17 protein-coding genes, 1 tRNA gene and 2 pseudogenes are annotated in these 16977 nt (G+C 67.9%); 4 read left to right on the top strand and 16 right to left on the bottom strand.

Features of this window, described 5'->3' with window-relative positions; all coding sequences use genetic code 11:
• Window positions 1-29 precede the first annotated feature (29 nt).
• Both OG453_RS04835 and OG453_RS04840 read left to right on the top strand, forming a co-directional pair.
• Window positions 30-1577, top strand: a complete 1548-nt coding sequence (locus tag OG453_RS04835; RefSeq protein ID WP_266864807.1) for an amino acid permease — start codon at window positions 30-32, stop codon at window positions 1575-1577.
• Window positions 1578-1687: 110 nt separating this feature from the next.
• Window positions 1688-1763, top strand: a tRNA-Lys gene (locus OG453_RS04840).
• 117 nt (window positions 1764-1880) lie between these two features.
• Here OG453_RS04840 and OG453_RS04845 read toward each other — a convergent pair.
• The 16 genes and pseudogenes from OG453_RS04845 to lxmK all read right to left on the bottom strand — a co-directional run.
• A pseudogene (locus OG453_RS04845) lies at window positions 1881-2123 on the bottom strand (site-specific integrase); the annotation flags it as partial.
• Between the two features lie 269 nt (window positions 2124-2392).
• Complete coding sequence (locus OG453_RS04850) at window positions 2393-4153, bottom strand: ABC transporter ATP-binding protein (RefSeq protein WP_266864809.1); 1761 nt, start codon at window positions 4151-4153, stop codon at window positions 2393-2395.
• A gap of 87 nt (window positions 4154-4240) precedes the next feature.
• On the bottom strand, window positions 4241-4438 hold the full coding sequence (locus OG453_RS04855) for an LxmA leader domain family RiPP (protein WP_266864811.1): 198 nt from the start codon (window positions 4436-4438) through the stop codon (window positions 4241-4243).
• 177 nt (window positions 4439-4615) lie between these two features.
• Window positions 4616-5935, bottom strand: coding sequence for a pitrilysin family protein (locus OG453_RS04860; RefSeq protein ID WP_266864813.1), 1320 nt, complete (start codon window positions 5933-5935; stop codon window positions 4616-4618).
• Window positions 5932-7203 carry a pitrilysin family protein gene (locus OG453_RS04865; RefSeq protein ID WP_266864815.1) on the bottom strand — a complete coding sequence of 424 codons (1272 nt, stop codon included), beginning with the start codon at window positions 7201-7203 and terminating at the stop codon, window positions 5932-5934. Before OG453_RS04865 ends, OG453_RS04860 begins: the two co-directional genes overlap by 4 nt.
• Window positions 7204-7297: 94 nt before the next feature.
• On the bottom strand, window positions 7298-7495 hold the full coding sequence (locus OG453_RS04870) for an LxmA leader domain family RiPP (RefSeq protein WP_266864817.1): 198 nt from the start codon (window positions 7493-7495) through the stop codon (window positions 7298-7300).
• 225 nt (window positions 7496-7720) lie between these two features.
• On the bottom strand, window positions 7721-7978 hold the full coding sequence (locus OG453_RS04875) for a hypothetical protein (RefSeq protein WP_266864818.1): 258 nt from the start codon (window positions 7976-7978) through the stop codon (window positions 7721-7723).
• Between the two features lie 42 nt (window positions 7979-8020).
• A complete protein-coding gene (locus OG453_RS04880) occupies window positions 8021-8764 on the bottom strand; it encodes a bifunctional 2-polyprenyl-6-hydroxyphenol methylase/3-demethylubiquinol 3-O-methyltransferase UbiG (protein WP_266864819.1) in 744 nt (247 codons plus the stop codon).
• Window positions 8761-9804, bottom strand: a complete 1044-nt coding sequence (locus OG453_RS04885) for a hypothetical protein (protein ID WP_266864821.1) — start codon at window positions 9802-9804, stop codon at window positions 8761-8763. The genes OG453_RS04880 and OG453_RS04885 overlap by 4 nt, the downstream gene beginning before the upstream one ends.
• Entirely contained in the window at window positions 9801-10415 is a 615-nt protein-coding gene (locus tag OG453_RS04890; RefSeq protein WP_266864822.1) for a flavoprotein, read from the bottom strand. The genes OG453_RS04885 and OG453_RS04890 overlap by 4 nt, the downstream gene beginning before the upstream one ends.
• The gene (locus OG453_RS04895; protein WP_266864824.1) at window positions 10408-11391 is read right to left on the bottom strand and encodes an LLM class flavin-dependent oxidoreductase; all 984 of its coding nucleotides are present in this window, start codon (window positions 11389-11391) and stop codon (window positions 10408-10410) included. Before OG453_RS04895 ends, OG453_RS04890 begins: the two co-directional genes overlap by 8 nt.
• The gene (locus OG453_RS04900; protein WP_266864826.1) at window positions 11388-12215 is read right to left on the bottom strand and encodes an ABC transporter permease; all 828 of its coding nucleotides are present in this window, start codon (window positions 12213-12215) and stop codon (window positions 11388-11390) included. The genes OG453_RS04895 and OG453_RS04900 overlap by 4 nt, the downstream gene beginning before the upstream one ends.
• 2 nt (window positions 12216-12217) lie before the next feature.
• Window positions 12218-12994 carry an ABC transporter ATP-binding protein gene (locus OG453_RS04905; protein WP_323178605.1) on the bottom strand — a complete coding sequence of 259 codons (777 nt, stop codon included), beginning with the start codon at window positions 12992-12994 and terminating at the stop codon, window positions 12218-12220.
• A gap of 210 nt (window positions 12995-13204) precedes the next feature.
• Window positions 13205-13528 (bottom strand): transposase, encoded by a 324-nt coding sequence (locus OG453_RS04910; protein WP_266864829.1) that lies wholly within the window; start codon window positions 13526-13528, stop codon window positions 13205-13207.
• Window positions 13529-13531: 3 nt separating this feature from the next.
• The gene (locus OG453_RS04915; protein WP_266864830.1) at window positions 13532-14491 is read right to left on the bottom strand and encodes a T3SS effector HopA1 family protein; all 960 of its coding nucleotides are present in this window, start codon (window positions 14489-14491) and stop codon (window positions 13532-13534) included.
• Window positions 14488-15549, bottom strand: a complete 1062-nt coding sequence (gene lxmK / locus OG453_RS04920; RefSeq protein WP_266864831.1) for a class V lanthionine synthetase subunit LxmK — start codon at window positions 15547-15549, stop codon at window positions 14488-14490. The genes OG453_RS04915 and lxmK overlap by 4 nt, the downstream gene beginning before the upstream one ends.
• A gap of 346 nt (window positions 15550-15895) precedes the next feature.
• Here lxmK and OG453_RS04925 point away from each other — a divergent pair, with 346 nt between their 5' ends.
• Together OG453_RS04925 and OG453_RS04930 are read left to right on the top strand one after the other, a co-directional pair.
• Window positions 15896-16561 carry a response regulator transcription factor gene (locus OG453_RS04925; RefSeq protein ID WP_266864833.1) on the top strand — a complete coding sequence of 222 codons (666 nt, stop codon included), beginning with the start codon at window positions 15896-15898 and terminating at the stop codon, window positions 16559-16561.
• 253 nt (window positions 16562-16814) lie between these two features.
• Window positions 16815-16934, top strand: a pseudogene (locus tag OG453_RS04930) (transcriptional regulator); the annotation flags it as partial.
• Between the last annotated feature and the right edge of the window lie 43 nt (window positions 16935-16977).

Raw genomic sequence — 16977 nt, forward strand, 5'->3', positions numbered from 1 at the left:
CATGTCCCTGCCGTGGGCAACGCTGCTGCATGACGACCACTGACGGAAAGAACGGCGAACCACCACCCGGCTCCGACGAGGAGCGCCTGGCCGAGCTCGGCTACACCCAAGTGCTCGCGCGCCGCATGTCCGCGTTCTCCAACTACGCGGTCTCCTTCACGATCATCTCGGTCCTCTCCGGCTGCCTCACGATGTACCTGTTCGGCATGAACACCGGCGGCCCGGCCCTGATCACCTGGGGCTGGGTCGGTGTCGGCCTGATGACCCTCTTCGTCGGCCTCGCCATGGCGGAGATCTGCTCCGCGTACCCGACGTCGGCCGGGCTCTACTTCTGGGCGCACCGCCTCGCACCGCCCCGCACGGCGGCCGCCTGGGCGTGGTTCACGGGCTGGTTCAACGTCCTCGGTCAGGTCGCCGTCACCGCGGGCATCGACTTCGGCGCCGCGTCGTTCCTGGGCGCGTACCTGAACCTGCAGTTCGACTTCCAGGTCACCGAGGAGCGCACGATCCTGCTCTTCGCCGCCATCCTCGTACTGCACGGACTCCTGAACACCTTCGGCGTACGCATCGTCGGCCTGCTGAACAGCGTCAGTGTCTGGTGGCATGTCATCGGCGTCGCGGTCATCGTCGGCGCGCTCGCCTTCTCGCCGGACTCGCACCAGTCGGCGTCCTTCGTCTTCACGGAGTTCGTGAACAACACGGGGTGGGGCAGCGGCCTCTACGTCGCCCTCATCGGCCTCCTGATGGCCCAGTACACCTTCACCGGGTACGACGCCTCCGCGCACATGACCGAGGAGACCCACGACGCGTCCACGGCGGGCCCGCGCGGCATCGTCCGCTCCATCTGGACGTCCTGGATCGCGGGCTTCGTGCTGCTGCTCGGCTTCACCTTCGCCATCCAGTCGTACGAGGGTGCGCGGGGGTCGGCCACGGGAGCACCGCCCGCGCAGATCCTGCTCGACGCCCTCGGGGCGACCACCGGCAAGCTGCTCCTGCTCGTCGTCATCGGCGCGCAGCTCTTCTGCGGCATGGCGTCCGTGACCGCCAACTCCCGCATGATCTATGCCTTCTCGCGGGACGGGGCGCTGCCGTTCTCGCACATCTGGCACACGGTCAACCCGCGTACGCGCACCCCCGTCGCGGCGGTCTGGCTGGCCGCGCTCGGCGCGCTGGTGCTCGGACTTCCGTACCTGATCAACGTCACGGCGTACGCGGCGGTGACCTCGATCGCGGTCATCGGGCTCTACATCGCGTACGTCGTCCCGACCCTCCTGCGGCTGCGCAAGGGCGACCAATTCGAGCGCGGGCCCTGGCACTTGGGCCGCTGGTCGCGCCCGATCGGCATCGTCGCGGTGACCTGGGTCGGAGTGATCACGGTCCTCTTCATGCTCCCGCAGGTCTCGCCGGTCACCTGGGAAACCTTCAACTACGCCCCGATCGCGGTCCTGGTGGTCCTCGGCTTCGCCGCGACCTGGTGGCTGGCATCGGCCAGGCACTGGTTCCTCAACCCGGATCACGAGCGCACCCTGGCCCGCGAGGCGGCCCGCTCCGGGGCGCCCGCCAAGACCGATCCCTGACCGTCCCGGCCCGCTCGAGGGCCCGGCGCGGAACTTCGCGACGGGCCCAGAGGCGATACCCGATCGGACGACGGTGCCCGTCCCGCTATGCTCGTGGGGTGCGTCGGCACGGACCGTTAGCTCAATTGGCAGAGCAGTGGACTTTTAATCCATTGGTTGTGGGTTCGAGTCCCACACGGTCTACCAAGAGCGGGAGAGGGAAACCCCCCTCTGACCTGCTACGGAGCGTCCGGGTCCACTTCGGTGGGCTCGGACGCTTCTTCGTTTTCCGGCTCGCGCGTGAGCGGGCGGGGCATCATCAGGCGTGTGCGTGTCCGAGGTGAGCGTGGTGGTGGAATGCCGCAGGGTCTCCTTCACCGCGTGGATGTCACCGCCCCCGCCTTGGGTGAGGGTCCCCGCGACGTGGCGCAGGTCGCGGAGCGTGATGGGCGGGAGGTCGGTCGTCGCGAGGATGCGGCGGAAGGCCTCGGAGACCGTCTCGGGATGCAGCCAGGAGCCGTCCTCCTGGGTGAAGACCTTGCCCGTGTCCTGCCAGGCGGGGCCCCAAGTGGCCTCCAGCGCGGCGGCGCTGACCCACAAGCGAGCGGAACATGGCCGACGAGCCCGCGCCCATCAACGTGGACCCTGGCCCCCGCACACGCCGCAGGCCCGACTGGAAACCTCTTCCGGCCGGGCCTGCGGCGAACCCGCGTCAAGTTGTGGCGCCAGCTCCAGCCTGCGGCCTTGGGCCCGCCAGCAGGCCGATCCGGCCTTCAAGATCTCCGTCTGTAGCTCAGGGGGGAGTGAACCCCAGGCAGCGCCGTTTGGAGAAGCCGTCATACGGCTGTGGCGTGTGCCCAGTGCTGGCCCTCGACGAGGTCGCGGTAATGGGAGCTGTTGGCCATCAGTTCGGCGTGGGTACCTGTTTCCGCGACAGTGCCGTCTGCCAGCACGACGACGTGGTCGGCATGCATCACCGTGGACAGGCGGTGGGCCACGACGAGAACCGAACGGTCTCGGGCAAGGGTGTCGATCACGTCGCGCAGGCGCATCTCGTTGAGAGAGTCCAGTTGCGAGGTGGGCTCGTCGAGCAGGATGACATCGGAGGACTGGAGCAGAGCCCGGGCCAGGGCGATGCGCTGCCGCTGGCCTCCCGAGACGTCCACTTCGCGGCCGATGACGGTGTCCAGGCCGCTCGGGAGGGCGCGTACCACGTCCGCCATGCCGACGTCGGCGAGCGCTGACATGAGCGCGGCGTCGTCGGTGCCCGAGTCCGTACGTCCGAGGAGGAGGTTCTCACGGACGGTGCCCTCCAGAAGCGTGAAGGACTGGTCGACATAGCCGATTCGGGAGCGCAGCGCGTCGAGCGACCAGTCACGGACGTCTTGCCCCAGCACCGTGATGGACCCGCTGGAGGCGTCCTCGAACCGTTCGATCAGGGTGAGCAGGGTGGACTTCCCCGCCCCCGAGTGTCCGACGACAGCGGTCAGCCCGCGCCGCGGTATCCGCAGAGAGACCTCCCGCAGCACCGGCTCACCGTCGTACCCGAAGGACACGCGGTCGAACACCACGGCGTCACTGCCGGCGTCGGGCCGGGGCGCGACGGGTTCGCCTGCCGTTTCGACGGGGGCGCTGAGCAAGTCCTCGAACCGTCCCTTTGCGGCCAGGCCCGTCTGCAGACGCCCCAGGCCCATCACCATGATGGTGATGGGGGTGACGAGCTGGAGCAGATACAGCAGGAAGGCGATGAAGTCGGAGAGGCTGAGATCTCCGTGCGAGATCCGTACGCCGCCCGCGATCACGATGCAGGCGAGGGCGACTTCCTGACCGAGCGACATGACGGGGATGACGACGGACTGGAGTCGCGCGGCGGAAATCATTCCGTCGGTGATGTGTTCGGCGTCACGGGTCAGGGATGCGCTGGTGGGCTTCTCGGCGCGGTGCGCTTTGACGGTGACCAGCGACGAGAGCACCGTGGTGAAGCGCTGGGCGAGCGCGCCGGTGGCTATCTGAATCCCCTCGAAACCCTTGCGAACCCGGCGCAGCAGCAGCCAGATGACGCTGCCGGCCACGGCGAACACGGCCAGGGTCAGAAGTACCAGCATCCAGTCCAGCAGGGCCATGAGGACGAGGGTCGCGAGGGCCGTCACGACGGCGACGGGCAGCTGGACGACGCCGACGTCGATCACTGACCGCAGCAGCGCCGCGTCGGAGGTGATGCGGGCGACGAGGTTTCCGGCGCCGGCCGCGCGCACTGCCTGGAGCGGCATGCGCAGGGTGTGCTCCATGACCTTGCCCCGCAGCCGCAGGATGAACTGCTCGCCCGTCTTGGCCAGGAGGTAGCCGGAGACCGACGCGGCCAGCGCCCCGGCCAGCGCCAGCGGCACCATGATCGCGAGCCACTGCAGGATGCTCTCCCGCCGGGCGAGGGCATCGATGAGCTCCCTCACCAAGAGCGGCACCGCCAGGGTCGCCGCGGTAGCAGCCAGGCTCAGCAGGACCGCGAGCGAGATCTGGATGATGTGGCCGCGGGACAGTTCGCCGAGGAGGCGCAGGCGTCTCGGGTGTTGCGGGGACGGCTTCGGCCCTGTCGGCACGGGAGGCCCTTTCCGGATCGACATGATGTGCGGCGTGAGCGGTGGTCCGGGGCGCCAGCAGGTGACGCCCCGGACCGGGCCCGGGATTCAGCAGCCCTTGGCCAGCGTGAAGCCCGCGCTGAAGCTGGCGGCACCGCCGGCCGACGCCAGGATGCTCTCGACGGAGACGACCGTGACCGAGGTCGTCGGGGTGATCGCGGGGGCGTCGGCAGAGGAGGCCGCGCCGATCTCGGCCGAGTCGGTGTAGGCGGTGTAGCCCGAGATCAGCTGGTCGGCAGTGTTCACTGTTGCTCCTATGGGTAATTCGAAACTGACTAGAGAGTTTCTCTCACAAATCGACGCCAACGCCCAGCCCATTTTTTTCCGGAGAAGCCCCCTCAACTGCGGTCATGCCTCCGGAAGAATTTTTATTGGCGCAGTTAAGGACAGATGTTTCTTTAGAGGGTGAGGCTGCGTGGGCGGCTACTTCCAGCTTTCGTCCCAGAGGGCCCGGATGTCGTCGCCCAAAGCACCGTGCTGCCCTACCAGGACGCCGGAGAAAGCAGCCGGCCGGTAGTAACGACGTACCGCGTCGGACACCTGTTGCGGGGAAACGGAGCGGAGCTGTTCGGGGAAATCGGCCAGCCATGTGAGCGGAAGGCTGTATCCGATCACACCGGCCAGCGTGGAGGCCATCCCTGCTTGGGATGTCTGACCTATGCTCGTGATTCCGGTCATGTAGGTGCCGGCTGCGTGAATCTCCTTGGCCGACGGGGGGTCATCGCAGAGACGGCGCAATGCTTGGCTTATTTCTCCGAGTGCTCTGGGCGCCGATTCGGTGGCGGTAGCCGATTCGATGAAGCCGACCTGTCTGCCCAGAACGTCTTCGATGCTTGATTCGACCTGGTAGACGAGTCCGGTGTCTTCGCGCAGCCGGGTGAACAGTCGGGAGGAGAAGAAACCACCGAGCACGCAGTTGCCGATGCTGAGCGCGGGGAAGACGGCGTCGATGCGGGCGGCCGCCGGCGCCATGAGGGTGATGTGGGTCTGCGTGGCGTTCGGGCGGTCGATCACATGGAGCCCGGCACTGGTCATCGGCGGCGGGGGTGCGAAGGATCGCGGAGACGGCGGGGGGCGCCAGGCTTCCAGTGCGGATGCGGCGGCACCGGCCGTGGCGGCCGGGTCGGCCGAGCCGACGACGACGAGGTATGCCCCGTCGGGCCGCACCACCTTGCCGTGCAATGCGCTGAGCTGCTCGGCGGTCATGGCTGTTACGGCTGCTTCGTCGGGAGGCCCGCTCGTGCTCAGGCCGGGGCAGCAGTGCCGTTGGAGGGCGTCGCGCGCCATCGCGGCGGGCTGGGCGGCCCTTGCCCGGACATGGCCGACGACCTTGCGGATTGCTGCGCGGCCTGCGGCGCCGCCGTAGGCGGGAGCGGTCAGGACCTCGCTGAGCAGCGCGAGCAGGTCCGCCAGATACTGCTGTGGAAGCGAGCAGTTCACGGTGAGCTGGGAGCCGGTCCAGCTGACGTCCAGCGTCGCTCCCCGACGTCCCAGGATGTCGTCCATCTGCTCGGGGGTGTGCCGGGCCGTGCACCGGCCGAGCGCGGCGGCGAGCACGGATGCCGCCGCAGGATCAACGGTATGGGCAGGCAGTGGGATCGCGAGGCGTATTTCTGCCATCGGCACGGACGGCGCGTGCACGGTGACCACTCGCAGCCCGTTGCTCAGGCAGGTGTCGACAAAGGGAGGGAGGGCGAAGTGCTGGTCGCCGTCCGGCTCGGGCAACAGCGCGGACTGTGTCATCGCAGCGCTCCGACCGCAGGTGTCAGGGCGAGCACACCCCTGGCGTCGGCGGCAAGTCCTCCCGCTGCCCGGGCCACTTGCCCGGCGTCCACCGCCCGCAGCAGGTCCGGGAGTTCGTCGACCAGTTCGGCCCGTCCGTGGAGTACCTCGAACGCACCCTGGTGGCGTGTGCGTACCAGGAGGTTGTCGTAGCCGCGAGCCGCCGCGGTGAACGACCGGGCCGAGGCCCGTGCCAGTTCGGGCTCATCGGGCCCGGTGGCGGCCAGGTCCGCGAGTTCGGCGTCCGTCTCGCCCAGGACGTCGTCGAGAGCCGTGTGCGGGGGGTGGGCGGCCACCAAGTGGAAGGTGTCGGGATTGCGCGCTTGAAGGGGGCCGAAGAATCCGCAGCCGGTCCGCACCGACGCAGCCACGCCCCTCTCCCGTACGAGCCTTCGAGTCAGCCGGGCGTTCTCGCCTCCCGTCAGGAGTAGCGAGAGCACGATATGGGCGAGATAGTCGGCGCGTTGGGTCACCGGATCGGGCATTCGGTATCCGAGGGCGACGGCGGGCAGCGCAGCGTGCAAGTCGTGGTGGGTGTCCCGGCGTTCCCCGGTCAGCGGGGGTTCGCACAACTGGGGCTGCGACGGTACGGGCCGGGCAGGGATCCGGCCGAAGTGGCGCTGGATCATGTCGGTGACCCGGTCAGGAGCGAAGGAGCCCGAGACGGTGAGCACGGCGTTGCCCGGCGCATAGTGCTGGGCATGGAAGGCCGCGCAGTCGTCGAGGGTTGCTCCGTCGAGGTCCCCGAAGTGCCCATAGCCGTTGTGCGCGTTGGGGAAGGTCCCGTAGAGGACGGCAGGAAGCACCGTCCAGGGAAAACCGCCGTATGCGCGGTTCGTCACATTTGCACGGACCTCTTCCTTGACGACGCTGAGCTGAGTGCGCAGGTTCCTCTGCGTCAACCGCAGCGAGGCCATTCTGTCTGCTTCGAGGAAGAGCATCCGCTCCAGCGCGGAGGTTGGGCAGACCTGGTAGAAGTCGGTGTAATCCTGGTGCGTGGAGGCGCCCGAGGTACCGCCCGCGGCCTGGACGTGCCGGAAGTGCTCACTCGGGCCCGTGTTCTGACTTCCCTGGAACATCAGGTGCTCGAAGAGGTGGGCGAATCCGCTACGGCCTTCCGGCTCGTTGCGAAACCCCACTGCGTAGTGCACCGCCATGCCGACCGCCGGGGCCATGGGGCGAGGATCGAGCACCACGCGAAGGCCGTTGTCCAGAGTCAGTCTTCGCATATTCCTGTCCGCTTGTTCACCTGGTACCGCTGTCGGCGAAGAAAGGGCGCCATGCCGGTACCAGCCATGCCGGTACCGGCGCGTGGCCAGAGGCTCAGCAGCCCTTGCCGAACGTCACACCGGCGCTCATGCTGATGCCGGCACTCAGGGCGTAGGAGCCCTCGGTGATCACAACGGTGGCGGACAGGGCCACCGGGCTGGCCTCCGGAGCACCAGTCATCTGGCCGGCGCCGATCTCCTCGGCCGTCGCGTAGGCCGCGTACCCGGAGATCAGCTGGTCGGTGGTGTTCATTGAATTCTCCTCAATGCTTCGAAATTCGGCGAAATAGCTCCGCCTGCAGGAATTTCTAACACGCCGGGAAGAGAACTGGCCAGTTTGAAAGGTTAGTGGCTCAGAAGGCTCAGGGGCAAAATTTGGATAGCGCGGGATCAGTGGTGGGTGAAAAGCTGGTTGGAGAGAAGGCGGCGGGGGTGAAACCCGTCGGCTCCACCCCCGCCTGCACAACATCACTGCCCCCTACAGGCCGTCAACATACTTCTTGGCGATAGCCATCGAAGCCAGCGGATAGTTGTCGCGTACCGCCTTCACGGCCGCGATGTCACCGCGGTCACGCTGCACGGAGCGAATCCTCTGCTCGTCCACCTGACTGCGGAATCCCTCGTAGGAACCGTACTCATTCCAGAACGCTTTCTTCCGCTTGCGTACGGCCTGGTCCCCGACAATCCCCAGGGCGCCGGTGACGCCCGCTGCGATGAGTCCGGATATACCGTTCATTTTTCTCCCCTGTCCCTAGGGTCGATGGTGAGTAAATGCCGTTCAGTCTGTCCGCTCGTACACGGATACATGCCGAGGGCTGGTCACTGAGTACGGTTCCTGGTACCACCCGCTCCAGCGTTCCACCAAACGCAGACCGGCCAGTTCGGCCAGCAGGTCGATCTCGAGGGGGAACGCGTACCGCAGCACGTGGTGCGTGGTCGACGGCGGACCTCCGTCGACGATGGTGTGCGTTGCCACCATGAGCTGCTGGGTCTTGTCCACGGTGAGCGTGTCGAGCATCACCGTGCTCTCGTTGAGGTAGCGCATGGAGAAGTCGGGCTTCTCCATGACGTGGTACGGCGACGGGTCGAACGCTTCAAGGACGAACCGCCCGCCCGGCGCCAGCCGTTCGCGTGCGTTGCGCAGGCAAGCCACCTGCGCCTCCTTCGAGACAGCGACGAAGAACGTGTTCAGCACCAGCGTGACGAGGTCGTACGACTCGTCGAAGTCCGTGAGCGGCTGGGTGAAGTCGCCGAGGGCCGCCGTGATCGCTCCGTGCGGATCCTTCTCCCGGAGTCGTGCCAGCATCGCCTCGGAACCGTCGACGCCGTGGACTTCGTGTCCCCGTTCGGCCAGGGGCAGGGCGATCCGTCCGGTGCCGATGCCCAACTCCAGCACTTTGCCGCCGGGTTCGAGCATTCCGTCGAGGAACTCCACTGCGGCCGTGGTGTCGAAGCCGATCGGATACATCTGTTCGTAGACGCCGGCGAGTTTCTCGTTGTAGTGCGCGTTCTGCGCGATCATGCCTTCTCCAAGTCGGTCGGCTCGTAAGGGCCTTCGGCGGATGTGCCGGCGGCAGCGGGGGTGTCGATCAGTTCGGCCAGCAGGTCCAGGTAGTCCAGCAACTGCTCGGTCCAGCCGACGTACGCCGCGTAGTCGTGGGCATGGACGAGCACGCGAAGTACCGCGGCGCGTGCCACGGCCTCGGCGTCCACCGCCTCGGGGCCGTACCCGTGCAGCACCGCACGGGCGGCCGCCGCGCAGAGGGCTGCCGCCTCTGTGTGCTGGGGGCCGGTGAAGTGCAGCAGCCGGAACTCGGCCAGCTCGCCCAGCAGCCATCCCAGGTCGTAGGCGCGAGGGCCGCGCGCCAGTTCTTCGCCCGCCAGCAGGACACCGGCCTGGGGCGGACGTGCGGGGATCACCGCGCCGAGGCCGACCGTGCCGAGCACGAGGACGTCATCGGGACGCTCCTGTTCCCACTCGACCAGCCAGTGGCGAACGCGGTCCGTGCGTCGCCGACCCAGCCGGTGCCCGGCTGCCTCGAACAGCCGGGCTGCCCCGCCAGGGCCGTCACGCCGGGCCAGCCACCGGGACAGGCGCAGGCCACCGCTGGGGCGCCGCACGACCGGGCCGGTTCGTACCTCGTCGTGCACCCGTCGCACCGTGGCCCCGACGTCGTGGAGCAGCCGGGGCATGGCTGCCCACCTGTCAGGGGCCTCCGGCAGGGTGGTGAGCACATGGGCGAGCGTGTAGGGCAGCGGCACGGGATACCGGCGCTCTGCCCGACCGCCACGGCCCAGCTCCACCCGGACACCCGAGGGGCCGAGCGCGACTGTGGCCGCACGGACGGACTCCGGTACCGAAGTGAAGGCGTCCTCGCGGTCGGGACCAGGAACGCGGGTCCACTGGTAGCCGACGCCATTCCCGAGTATCCGCGTGGTCAGAAAGCCTGTGCCGAAGTCCGCTACCGGCGTCTCCGGCGGCTCCGGCGTCTCCGGCGTCTCCGGCGTCTCCGGGGTTCCCGGCGTCTCCGGCGTTCCCGGGGTGAGGGCGTGCGCGCTCACGCGGCTCTCCCGGTGCCGGCCCGCAACGCCTCCAACGCTGTGATGACATCGGGCAGCGGGGCGTTCAGCGCGGCATCGTTCCGGCCGGTGGTGACGCTCAGACCCATGACGGGAGGGGCGAGCACCACATTGCGGCGCGCGCGCAGCGCCGCTGCGTGCTTCGCAAATGCTTCGGAGTCCACCCCACCGGGCGGCAGCGATGGTGCCACCGCCACTGCCGCGCGCGTGCACTGCAGAGCCAGCATGACGGGAGTGTCCGCAAGGCCGGTGGCCAACCGTGCGACGAAGCTGAAGGTGGCCGGGTTCACGACCACCGTGTCCGCCCACTCGGCGAGCTCGACATGAGGCGCGACCGTGGATGCCTCCGAAGGCCACGCGTCGGTGAACACGTCCCCTGGGGTGATGGGTGCCAACGCCTGGCGCGTCACGAACCGTTCGGCGCTGCGCGTGACAGCGACCCTGACCTCCAGCTCGGGGTAGCTCATGCCCAGCCAGTTCACCCAGAACGGGGTGTGCGCGGCGCTGAGGGCGCCCGTCACCACATACAGGAGCCGACGGCCGCCGAAGGGCGGCAGTCCGCCGTTGCCGGCCGCGTTGTCAGGGTCAGTCATCGTCCGCGACCGCCTCAAGGATCTCGCGCAGGTCCCGCAGGCCGGCCTGGGTGCCCTCGGTCAGGTAGACGCCGCAGACGTTGATGATCACTTCGTCCACACCGCTCTCCCGGTGCGCCCGGACGACGTTGGCGATGTCCTCCACCGTGCCGGAAGCGAAGACCTCCCTGCGCAGCAGTTCTTCGGCGCCCTTGAGCGGGTCCGAGGCGCTGACCTCCACTCCGGCACGCCGCAGCATGTCTGTGTAGTGCTCCGAGGTGAGGTGCGGTCCTGCGGCGGCGAACACGATCCGCCGCAGGTTGCGGCCGGGCCGGGTGACCGCGGCGTGCACGACGCTGGCAACGCGCGGGGTGTCGGTGCGGCCTGCCCGCCGAACGCCTTCACCGATCGCCGGGATCAGCTGGTCGGCGATGTACCAGTGGGGAGTGAGCCAGGTGATGGCGACGTCGGCGACCTCGCCCACGGTCCGGGCCATGCCGGGCCGCAGGACACCGAGGCCCACCTCGGCAGCGGGCGCGGGCACGTGCAGCATTCCGGTGGTGGCGGTGAAGTAGTCGCCCTGGTGGGAGAGCACCTCGCTGTCCAGCAGTTTGCGCACCAGGGTGGCGTATTCGGCCACCATCTTCAGCGGGCGCTCGTAGGGCTGGCCCAGGAGCGACGCCTGGAAGTTGCGTGCCCCCGGACCGAAGCCGGCCACATACGGGGCGCCCGACAGCGCGCTGATCGAGCGGGCCTCGACGGCCGCCTGGTAGGGGTGACGCAGCATCGTCAGCGCGACGCTCGTGCCCAGGGACACTCCCGGCACACGCGCCGCGAAGGCCGCGAGCGCCTGGTGCGTCTCGATACGCAGTGACTGGCCGAGCCAGATCCGGCGCACACCCAGGTCACGGGCGAAGGTGCCGAACTCCACCATGGGGTCAAGCGAGTCGGGCTGGATGGGGAAGATGGTGGAGATGTGGTTCATGGTGGTGCTCATCGCGCGGACTCGCTCTTCTTCAGTCGGCTGCCGGACTCCCGGCGGGTCATCCGGTGCAGCACTCGGGGGGCGAACAGGAAGCCCACGACGGCCCACACACCAACGACCAGGTGCACCTTGCCCAGTTCCCAGCTGTTCGTCGTCTCGGCGGTCAATGCCGAGTCCGGCAGCAGCGCGGCGCGTACGCCCTGCGCGATCCACTTCAGCGGGAATGCCTCCACCACGTTCTGGGCGAGCTCCGGGAGGACCGTGACCGGGAAGTAGATGCCCGAGAACATCATGAGCGCGAACAGCGGGATCATCACCGTGCCAAGCGCCTCCCGCGAATTCGGCAGAAGCGACCCGATGATCGCGCCGATCGGTGCGACGGCGACGAGTCCCAGCACGAGCACCGACACCAGCGTGAGCCAGCGTGTGGCGTCCGACGGCAGCGAGGAGCCGAGTACTACGGCCCCGCCGAGCAGCATCAGGGCTGCGCCGCCCAGTGCGGTCACGACCATGACGAACGTCTTGGCGATGAGGTAGGCGCGAATTCCACCGGGAAGCGTCTTCACGCGCAGCAGGGTGCCGTCCTCCCGCTCCACGGCCAGAGCCTGAGTCAGCGTCAGGAGTCCGGCCTGGATGACCATGGTCGCGACCCCTCCGGCGACCATGAGTTCGGCCATGGGGACGGTGCTTCCGGGGATGTCGCCGTCGAGGACCGATCCCAGGACGATGAACATGAGGGGGGTGCTCAGCTGGGTGAACACCTCACGGGGGCTGCGCAGCAGTTGCCGGAGCTCCAGTACGCCGCGGTCGAATCCGGCGGTCAGTGCACGAGTCATGGTCACTTCACCTCCGCGATCATGCGCAGGTAGGTGTCCTCGAGGGTGGGCCGATGGACCTCCAGCTCGGGCACGGGCCCACCGAATTCGTTGTGCAGCTGCCAGGCGCGCGCGGAAGGATCGGAGGTCTGCTCCTCCTGCCGGCCGCCGTCGGCCGACCAGATCACCCGGGCCTGGGAACGGGCCTGTTCACTGAGTTCCTCCGACGTCCCGGATGCGGCTATCCGGCCGTCGATGAGGATGGCGATACGGTCGGCGAGACGCTCCGCCTCGTGCAGGTCATGTGTGGTGAGAACCATCGTCATGCCGTCTGTCTTCAAACGCGTGAGCAGATCGTGGAACTCGCGCCGTACGACCGGGTCGAAGCCGGTCGTCGGTTCGTCGAGGAACAGCAGCTGCGGGTCGCCGATGATGCCGAGGGCGACGTCCAGCCGTCGCCGCTGGCCTCCCGACAGCTTCTGGCACTGCTGGTCGACCTGGTCACCGAGCTGAAGGGCCTCCAGAACCTCGGTCACATCACGGGGACTTCGGTAGTAGGAGGCGAAGTGGTGCAGCAGTTCCCCCACCCGCCAGCGAGAGTGATCGCGCCAGGACTGGAACACGATGCCGAGCCGCCCCCGCCACTCCTCGTCGCCGTCGTCCGGGTCCCGTCCCAGGACCGTGACGGAACCGCTGGTGCGCCGCCGGAACCCCTCCAGCACCTCCACGGTGGTCGTCTTCCCCGCGCCGTTGGGGCCCAGCAGAGCGAGGACCTCTCCGTGGTTGACGGTGAGATCCACCCCGCGAAGGATGTCCTTGCTCCCGTACCGCATGGTCAGGTCGGCAACGGATATCGCAGGTGTGCCTACCTCAGACGGATTCCGAATTTTCCTGCCCCTTCTGTGTGGTGCTCTGCGCTCTGTGCTGCTGGAGTCGTCGGGTGTAGGTGCGGCGGGGTATGCCGAGGATGGTGCAGAACCTCGAGATGCTGACTCCTGTTTCATTCCGGACTACCTCGAGGTACCAGAAGGGACCCGCCGGTAGTCCCCTGTTCTGCGCCAGGTCATCAGTTCCACATACGCCTCGCCGAGCGCCTGCTTCAGCTTCCTGACCTCTTCGGAGAGGGCCTGCTCGCGCTGGGCCGTGCTGTGGCTGATCAGGTTTCCCCCCATGGCCGCGCTGCCGCCCTGGAGGAACTGCCGTCGCCAGTTCGAGATGGACTGCTCGGAGACCTGGGCTTCCCGGGCCGCCTCGGCGACGGTCCGGTCCTTGGAGAGGACGGAGACCACGATGCGCACCTTCTCCTCGGACGGGAGTGCAGGAGGACGGGCCATGACTCACACCCCTTCGAGGACGGGGAGCTCGGGGGAAACGAGGTCACGCGCGGGCTGCCGGGGGTCGATACCCGCCTGTGCCAGGGCCGAGGCGACTGCCTCGACGCGGGATGAACGGGTCGGGGCGAGGACATGGTTGAGCAGTCCCTCGGCCACGGCGGCCGCGCGGTGCTCACCGAAGCTCATGTGCGACCGGCCCGGACGAGTGTCGGTCGGTTCCCACGCGCAGCTGAGCCCGGGAGCCAGTTCGTGCGTGAACGGGGAGGTGGCGCTGCCCAGTCCGGGGGACGCGGCAGCTGCCTGGACGACGGCGTCCGCTACGTGCAGCACCTCGCTGCCCAGGTAGACGACCAGGGCATCGCGCCGCGGATACAGCAACGGTGAGGAGCTGATCTTCGCCCGGTAGGGGGCACCCGTGGCTTCGAGCGCCGTCAGGATGGTGTTCCAGACGTCGGGCGCGTACGAGCTGTCTGTGACGTGGACATACAGCCTGAGCAGTTCCTTGCCCTCAGGGCGACCGGCGGAGCCGTCGGCGAGGAAGAAGCCCGGGGACAGCGCGGGGCGAACCGCCTGAAGGGCCACGTCAACGGCCCCTTCGGGGGCGGCTTCCGTGCAGATCTCCATCGGTACCCGCACCCGCAGGCCGTCGAGCTCCACGATCGCCTGCCCCGCGTCACTGCCGAGCAGGCGGGTACGGCGGACGGTGGTCGGGTGCGGTGTGGCCTGGGCCAGCAGCCGCTCAAGGTCTGCGTCGCGCAGCGTACGGGGCAGACCTCCCGCCAGCTCGGGCCGCCCGGCATGCAGGCACTCGTAGATCAGCATCGTGAGCCGATCCCTGAGGGCGAGTGCGGTGTCGGCCTCGATGTCGCGCTCACCGATCCGCGCGGAGAGGCCGTTCCCGGTCTCGGCGATGTGGATCGCGTCGAGGGCGCTGCAAAGCGTGTCACTGAGCATGTCGCTCATGCCTCATCCCCCAGTCCGAGCGTGGACACGAACTTCTCGGGTTGCAGGAGCGCGTTCCTGCCGATCCCCATGGCCGCGCGGGATACGGCCGGCAGCCTGCTGCCCCGCATGGCCGTGGCCATGGCCCGGTCGATCATGTGCCAGCCGGCGTAGGCGGTGGCGCGAGTCGCGAGGCCGGTGTCGGCCCGGCCGCGAGCGGAGCGGTAGCCGGACCAGAACGAGGCGATCAGGGGGCGCACCCGGTCCATTTCACGCACTCCGCGAGCAACTATCTCGGCGTGGTCGGGTTCCTCCCCCAGGGCGTCGCCGCTCTCGTCCACGGTGCGGCCGGCCATGCCGGTGATGGCCCGGTACAGCCACTCACCCGCGATGGCGCCCACGTCCCGGGCCCCGTCCGCGAGCCGGAACTCCTCGCCGTCCGTCAGGAACAGCGTTCCGTCACCGACGAGGAACTGATCGAGCCTGAGGTCACAGTGGGTCGGCACCTTTGGCGCCTCTTCTTCGCTCCTCCGCAGAGCCACGAGGGCCTCAGCGAGGACCGCGTCTCCTTGAAGGATGTTCCACAGGGTCACCTCGGCGAACGTGAGCCCCAGGTACGACTGGAGCGGAAGTGCCTGGAGCAGGTGCAGGTCGGGAAACGGGAACGGTGACGTATCCAACGGAAGGGCCGCGTCGGCAGAGCCAAGACAGTGCAAGGTGCCGATGGCGTGCCCTGCCCTGCCGGTCCACTCGTCCTCGGCTTCACCGTCCGCGAAGTGCTCGGCCAGCGTGCGGCCGTCCTCGACCAGGTCGAACACGAGGATCCGTGCGTCCTCGTCGTACCCGATGAGTTCAGGCGTGCTGAGACCGGCGCGTCGGGCATGACGGATCAGCGAGTCGAAGGCCCTGGAGCGGTGGATGCGCTCCACGGCGTCCGCGCCACCGCCGTCGAGGTGCTTGACGAACACGCCGAAGCCGGCCGACGTGGTACCTGCCCAGTTCTCATTGCGCCCGAGGAGTGAGTCGACGTCCTCGGAGCGCAGTTCGCCCAGGCCGAGACCGGCGAGGAGGTGGTTCACCTCCGGGACTCTTCGAAGCTCAAGTGGCGCAAAGGCGCTGCGTCCGGAACGCACGTATTCCCCCCAGTTGTTCCTTGCGAATCGGGTTCCGGCACACATGATCAGGTTCGTGTGAACGCGCCCGCATCCGCTACCGGGCTGGTTTCAACCCCTCCGGTTGGAGGGGGGGCACCCCCCACCGAGGGCATGGCAGCGACGTTCCCCGGCGCTCCCGTGGCACTACTGGAATAGACCATTCCAAGACTCGGGGGAAAGTTTTGGCTCAACTTGATTTGCTGATTAATCAAGGGCAGGCTAAGCGGCGAGAACACGGCTGACCTCGTGTTTCTCACGGATGGGGGGATCTGTGATCAACGTAGTGATCGCGCATGATCAAGCGCTGCTACAAGCAGGGTTGCGCAACGTTCTTGGAGACGAACTCAACATCAGAGTGGTGGGGACGTGTCGAAGATCCGACGTGACCGAGACAGTTGAACGTCACCGGCCGAAAGTCGTTGTTCTCGGCGACCACGCGTCACGCGCCCGGACCCTGTCGTCCATCGACGTGCTGCACAGCATCCGCACTCCGCCCAAAGTCGTCCTGCTCGCCAGCCGACTCGACGATTCCCTCACGGCGGATGCCCTGATGAAGGGCGCGTCCGGAGTCCTTGAGCAGGACTCCACCCCAGAGATGCTCGTGAGTGCCATACGCGTCGCTGCCACCGGTGGCCAGGTGCTGGCAAACCCGGCGTCCCCGACGGTCGTCAGTCTGCTCAACCAGGGAGGAATCGCGCCCGCGATCCGGGAGCGTGCCGGAACCCTGACTCCGAGGGAGATCGAGGTCTGCGCCCTGCTGGCGGAAGGCCTTTCCAACACGGAGATCGCCCTGCGCCTGCACCTCAGCGCGGCGACGGTGAAAGACCACACAAGGGCCATCTACATCAAACTCGGCACGCCCAATCGTGTGCGTGCCGCCATCCTGATGTACCAGTTGGGCATGCTCGCTCCAGCCAACGCCACCGTGGCGAGCTGACACTCGTACGCGGCGAACCAACGCCCCCACCCCCGCACATGCCGCCTCCTGCACCGGGCCGTTGTTCCAAAGCAAGCTGGCGCGACTGCGCGAACAGACTGCTTCTCCAGATGCGTAAACCGCCCCGGCCGCCGACCCACCGATCAGACAGCTGACCTGCTACGCAGCGTCCGGGGCCACTTCGGTGGGCTCGGACGCTTCTTCGTTCACGCTGGTCGTGGTCAAGATCCCCCGAGACTTACGTGTTGCGGCTCCGGGCCTCGACGTGGCGCTGAAGATCTCGAAGCACTTCGGGTTGCCGGTGGAGGCATTGTTCTCCCTCGATCCGTTCCGGCCGCTCACGGAAAAGGTCTACGGGACGAACCAGTCATGATGACGGCCTTGATAAACCGCCAGGTCATTGCGTTGGACAGGGC

The sequence above is a fragment of the Streptomyces sp. NBC_01381 genome, from assembly GCF_026340305.1.
Taxonomy (GTDB): domain Bacteria; phylum Actinomycetota; class Actinomycetes; order Streptomycetales; family Streptomycetaceae; genus Streptomyces.

Excerpts from the sequence above, each read along its gene's own strand:
- OG453_RS04875 (WP_266864818.1), bottom strand. The coding sequence starts at position 7,978 with ATGAACGGTATATCCGGACTCATCGCAGCGGGCGTCACCGGCGCCCTG.
- OG453_RS04900 (WP_266864826.1), bottom strand. The coding sequence starts at position 12,215 with ATGACTCGTGCACTGACCGCCGGATTCGACCGCGGCGTACTGGAGCTC.
- OG453_RS04865 (WP_266864815.1), bottom strand. The coding sequence starts at position 7,203 with ATGCGAAGACTGACTCTGGACAACGGCCTTCGCGTGGTGCTCGATCCT.
- OG453_RS04910 (WP_266864829.1), bottom strand. The coding sequence starts at position 13,528 with ATGGCCCGTCCTCCTGCACTCCCGTCCGAGGAGAAGGTGCGCATCGTG.
- OG453_RS04895 (WP_266864824.1), bottom strand. The coding sequence starts at position 11,391 with ATGAGCACCACCATGAACCACATCTCCACCATCTTCCCCATCCAGCCC.
- OG453_RS04860 (WP_266864813.1), bottom strand. The coding sequence starts at position 5,935 with ATGACACAGTCCGCGCTGTTGCCCGAGCCGGACGGCGACCAGCACTTC.
- OG453_RS04870 (WP_266864817.1), bottom strand. The coding sequence starts at position 7,495 with ATGAACACCACCGACCAGCTGATCTCCGGGTACGCGGCCTACGCGACG.
- OG453_RS04915 (WP_266864830.1), bottom strand. The coding sequence starts at position 14,491 with ATGAGCGACATGCTCAGTGACACGCTTTGCAGCGCCCTCGACGCGATC.
- OG453_RS04880 (WP_266864819.1), bottom strand. The coding sequence starts at position 8,764 with ATGATCGCGCAGAACGCGCACTACAACGAGAAACTCGCCGGCGTCTAC.
- OG453_RS04835 (WP_266864807.1), top strand. The coding sequence starts at position 30 with ATGACGACCACTGACGGAAAGAACGGCGAACCACCACCCGGCTCCGAC.
- OG453_RS04890 (WP_266864822.1), bottom strand. The coding sequence starts at position 10,415 with ATGACTGACCCTGACAACGCGGCCGGCAACGGCGGACTGCCGCCCTTC.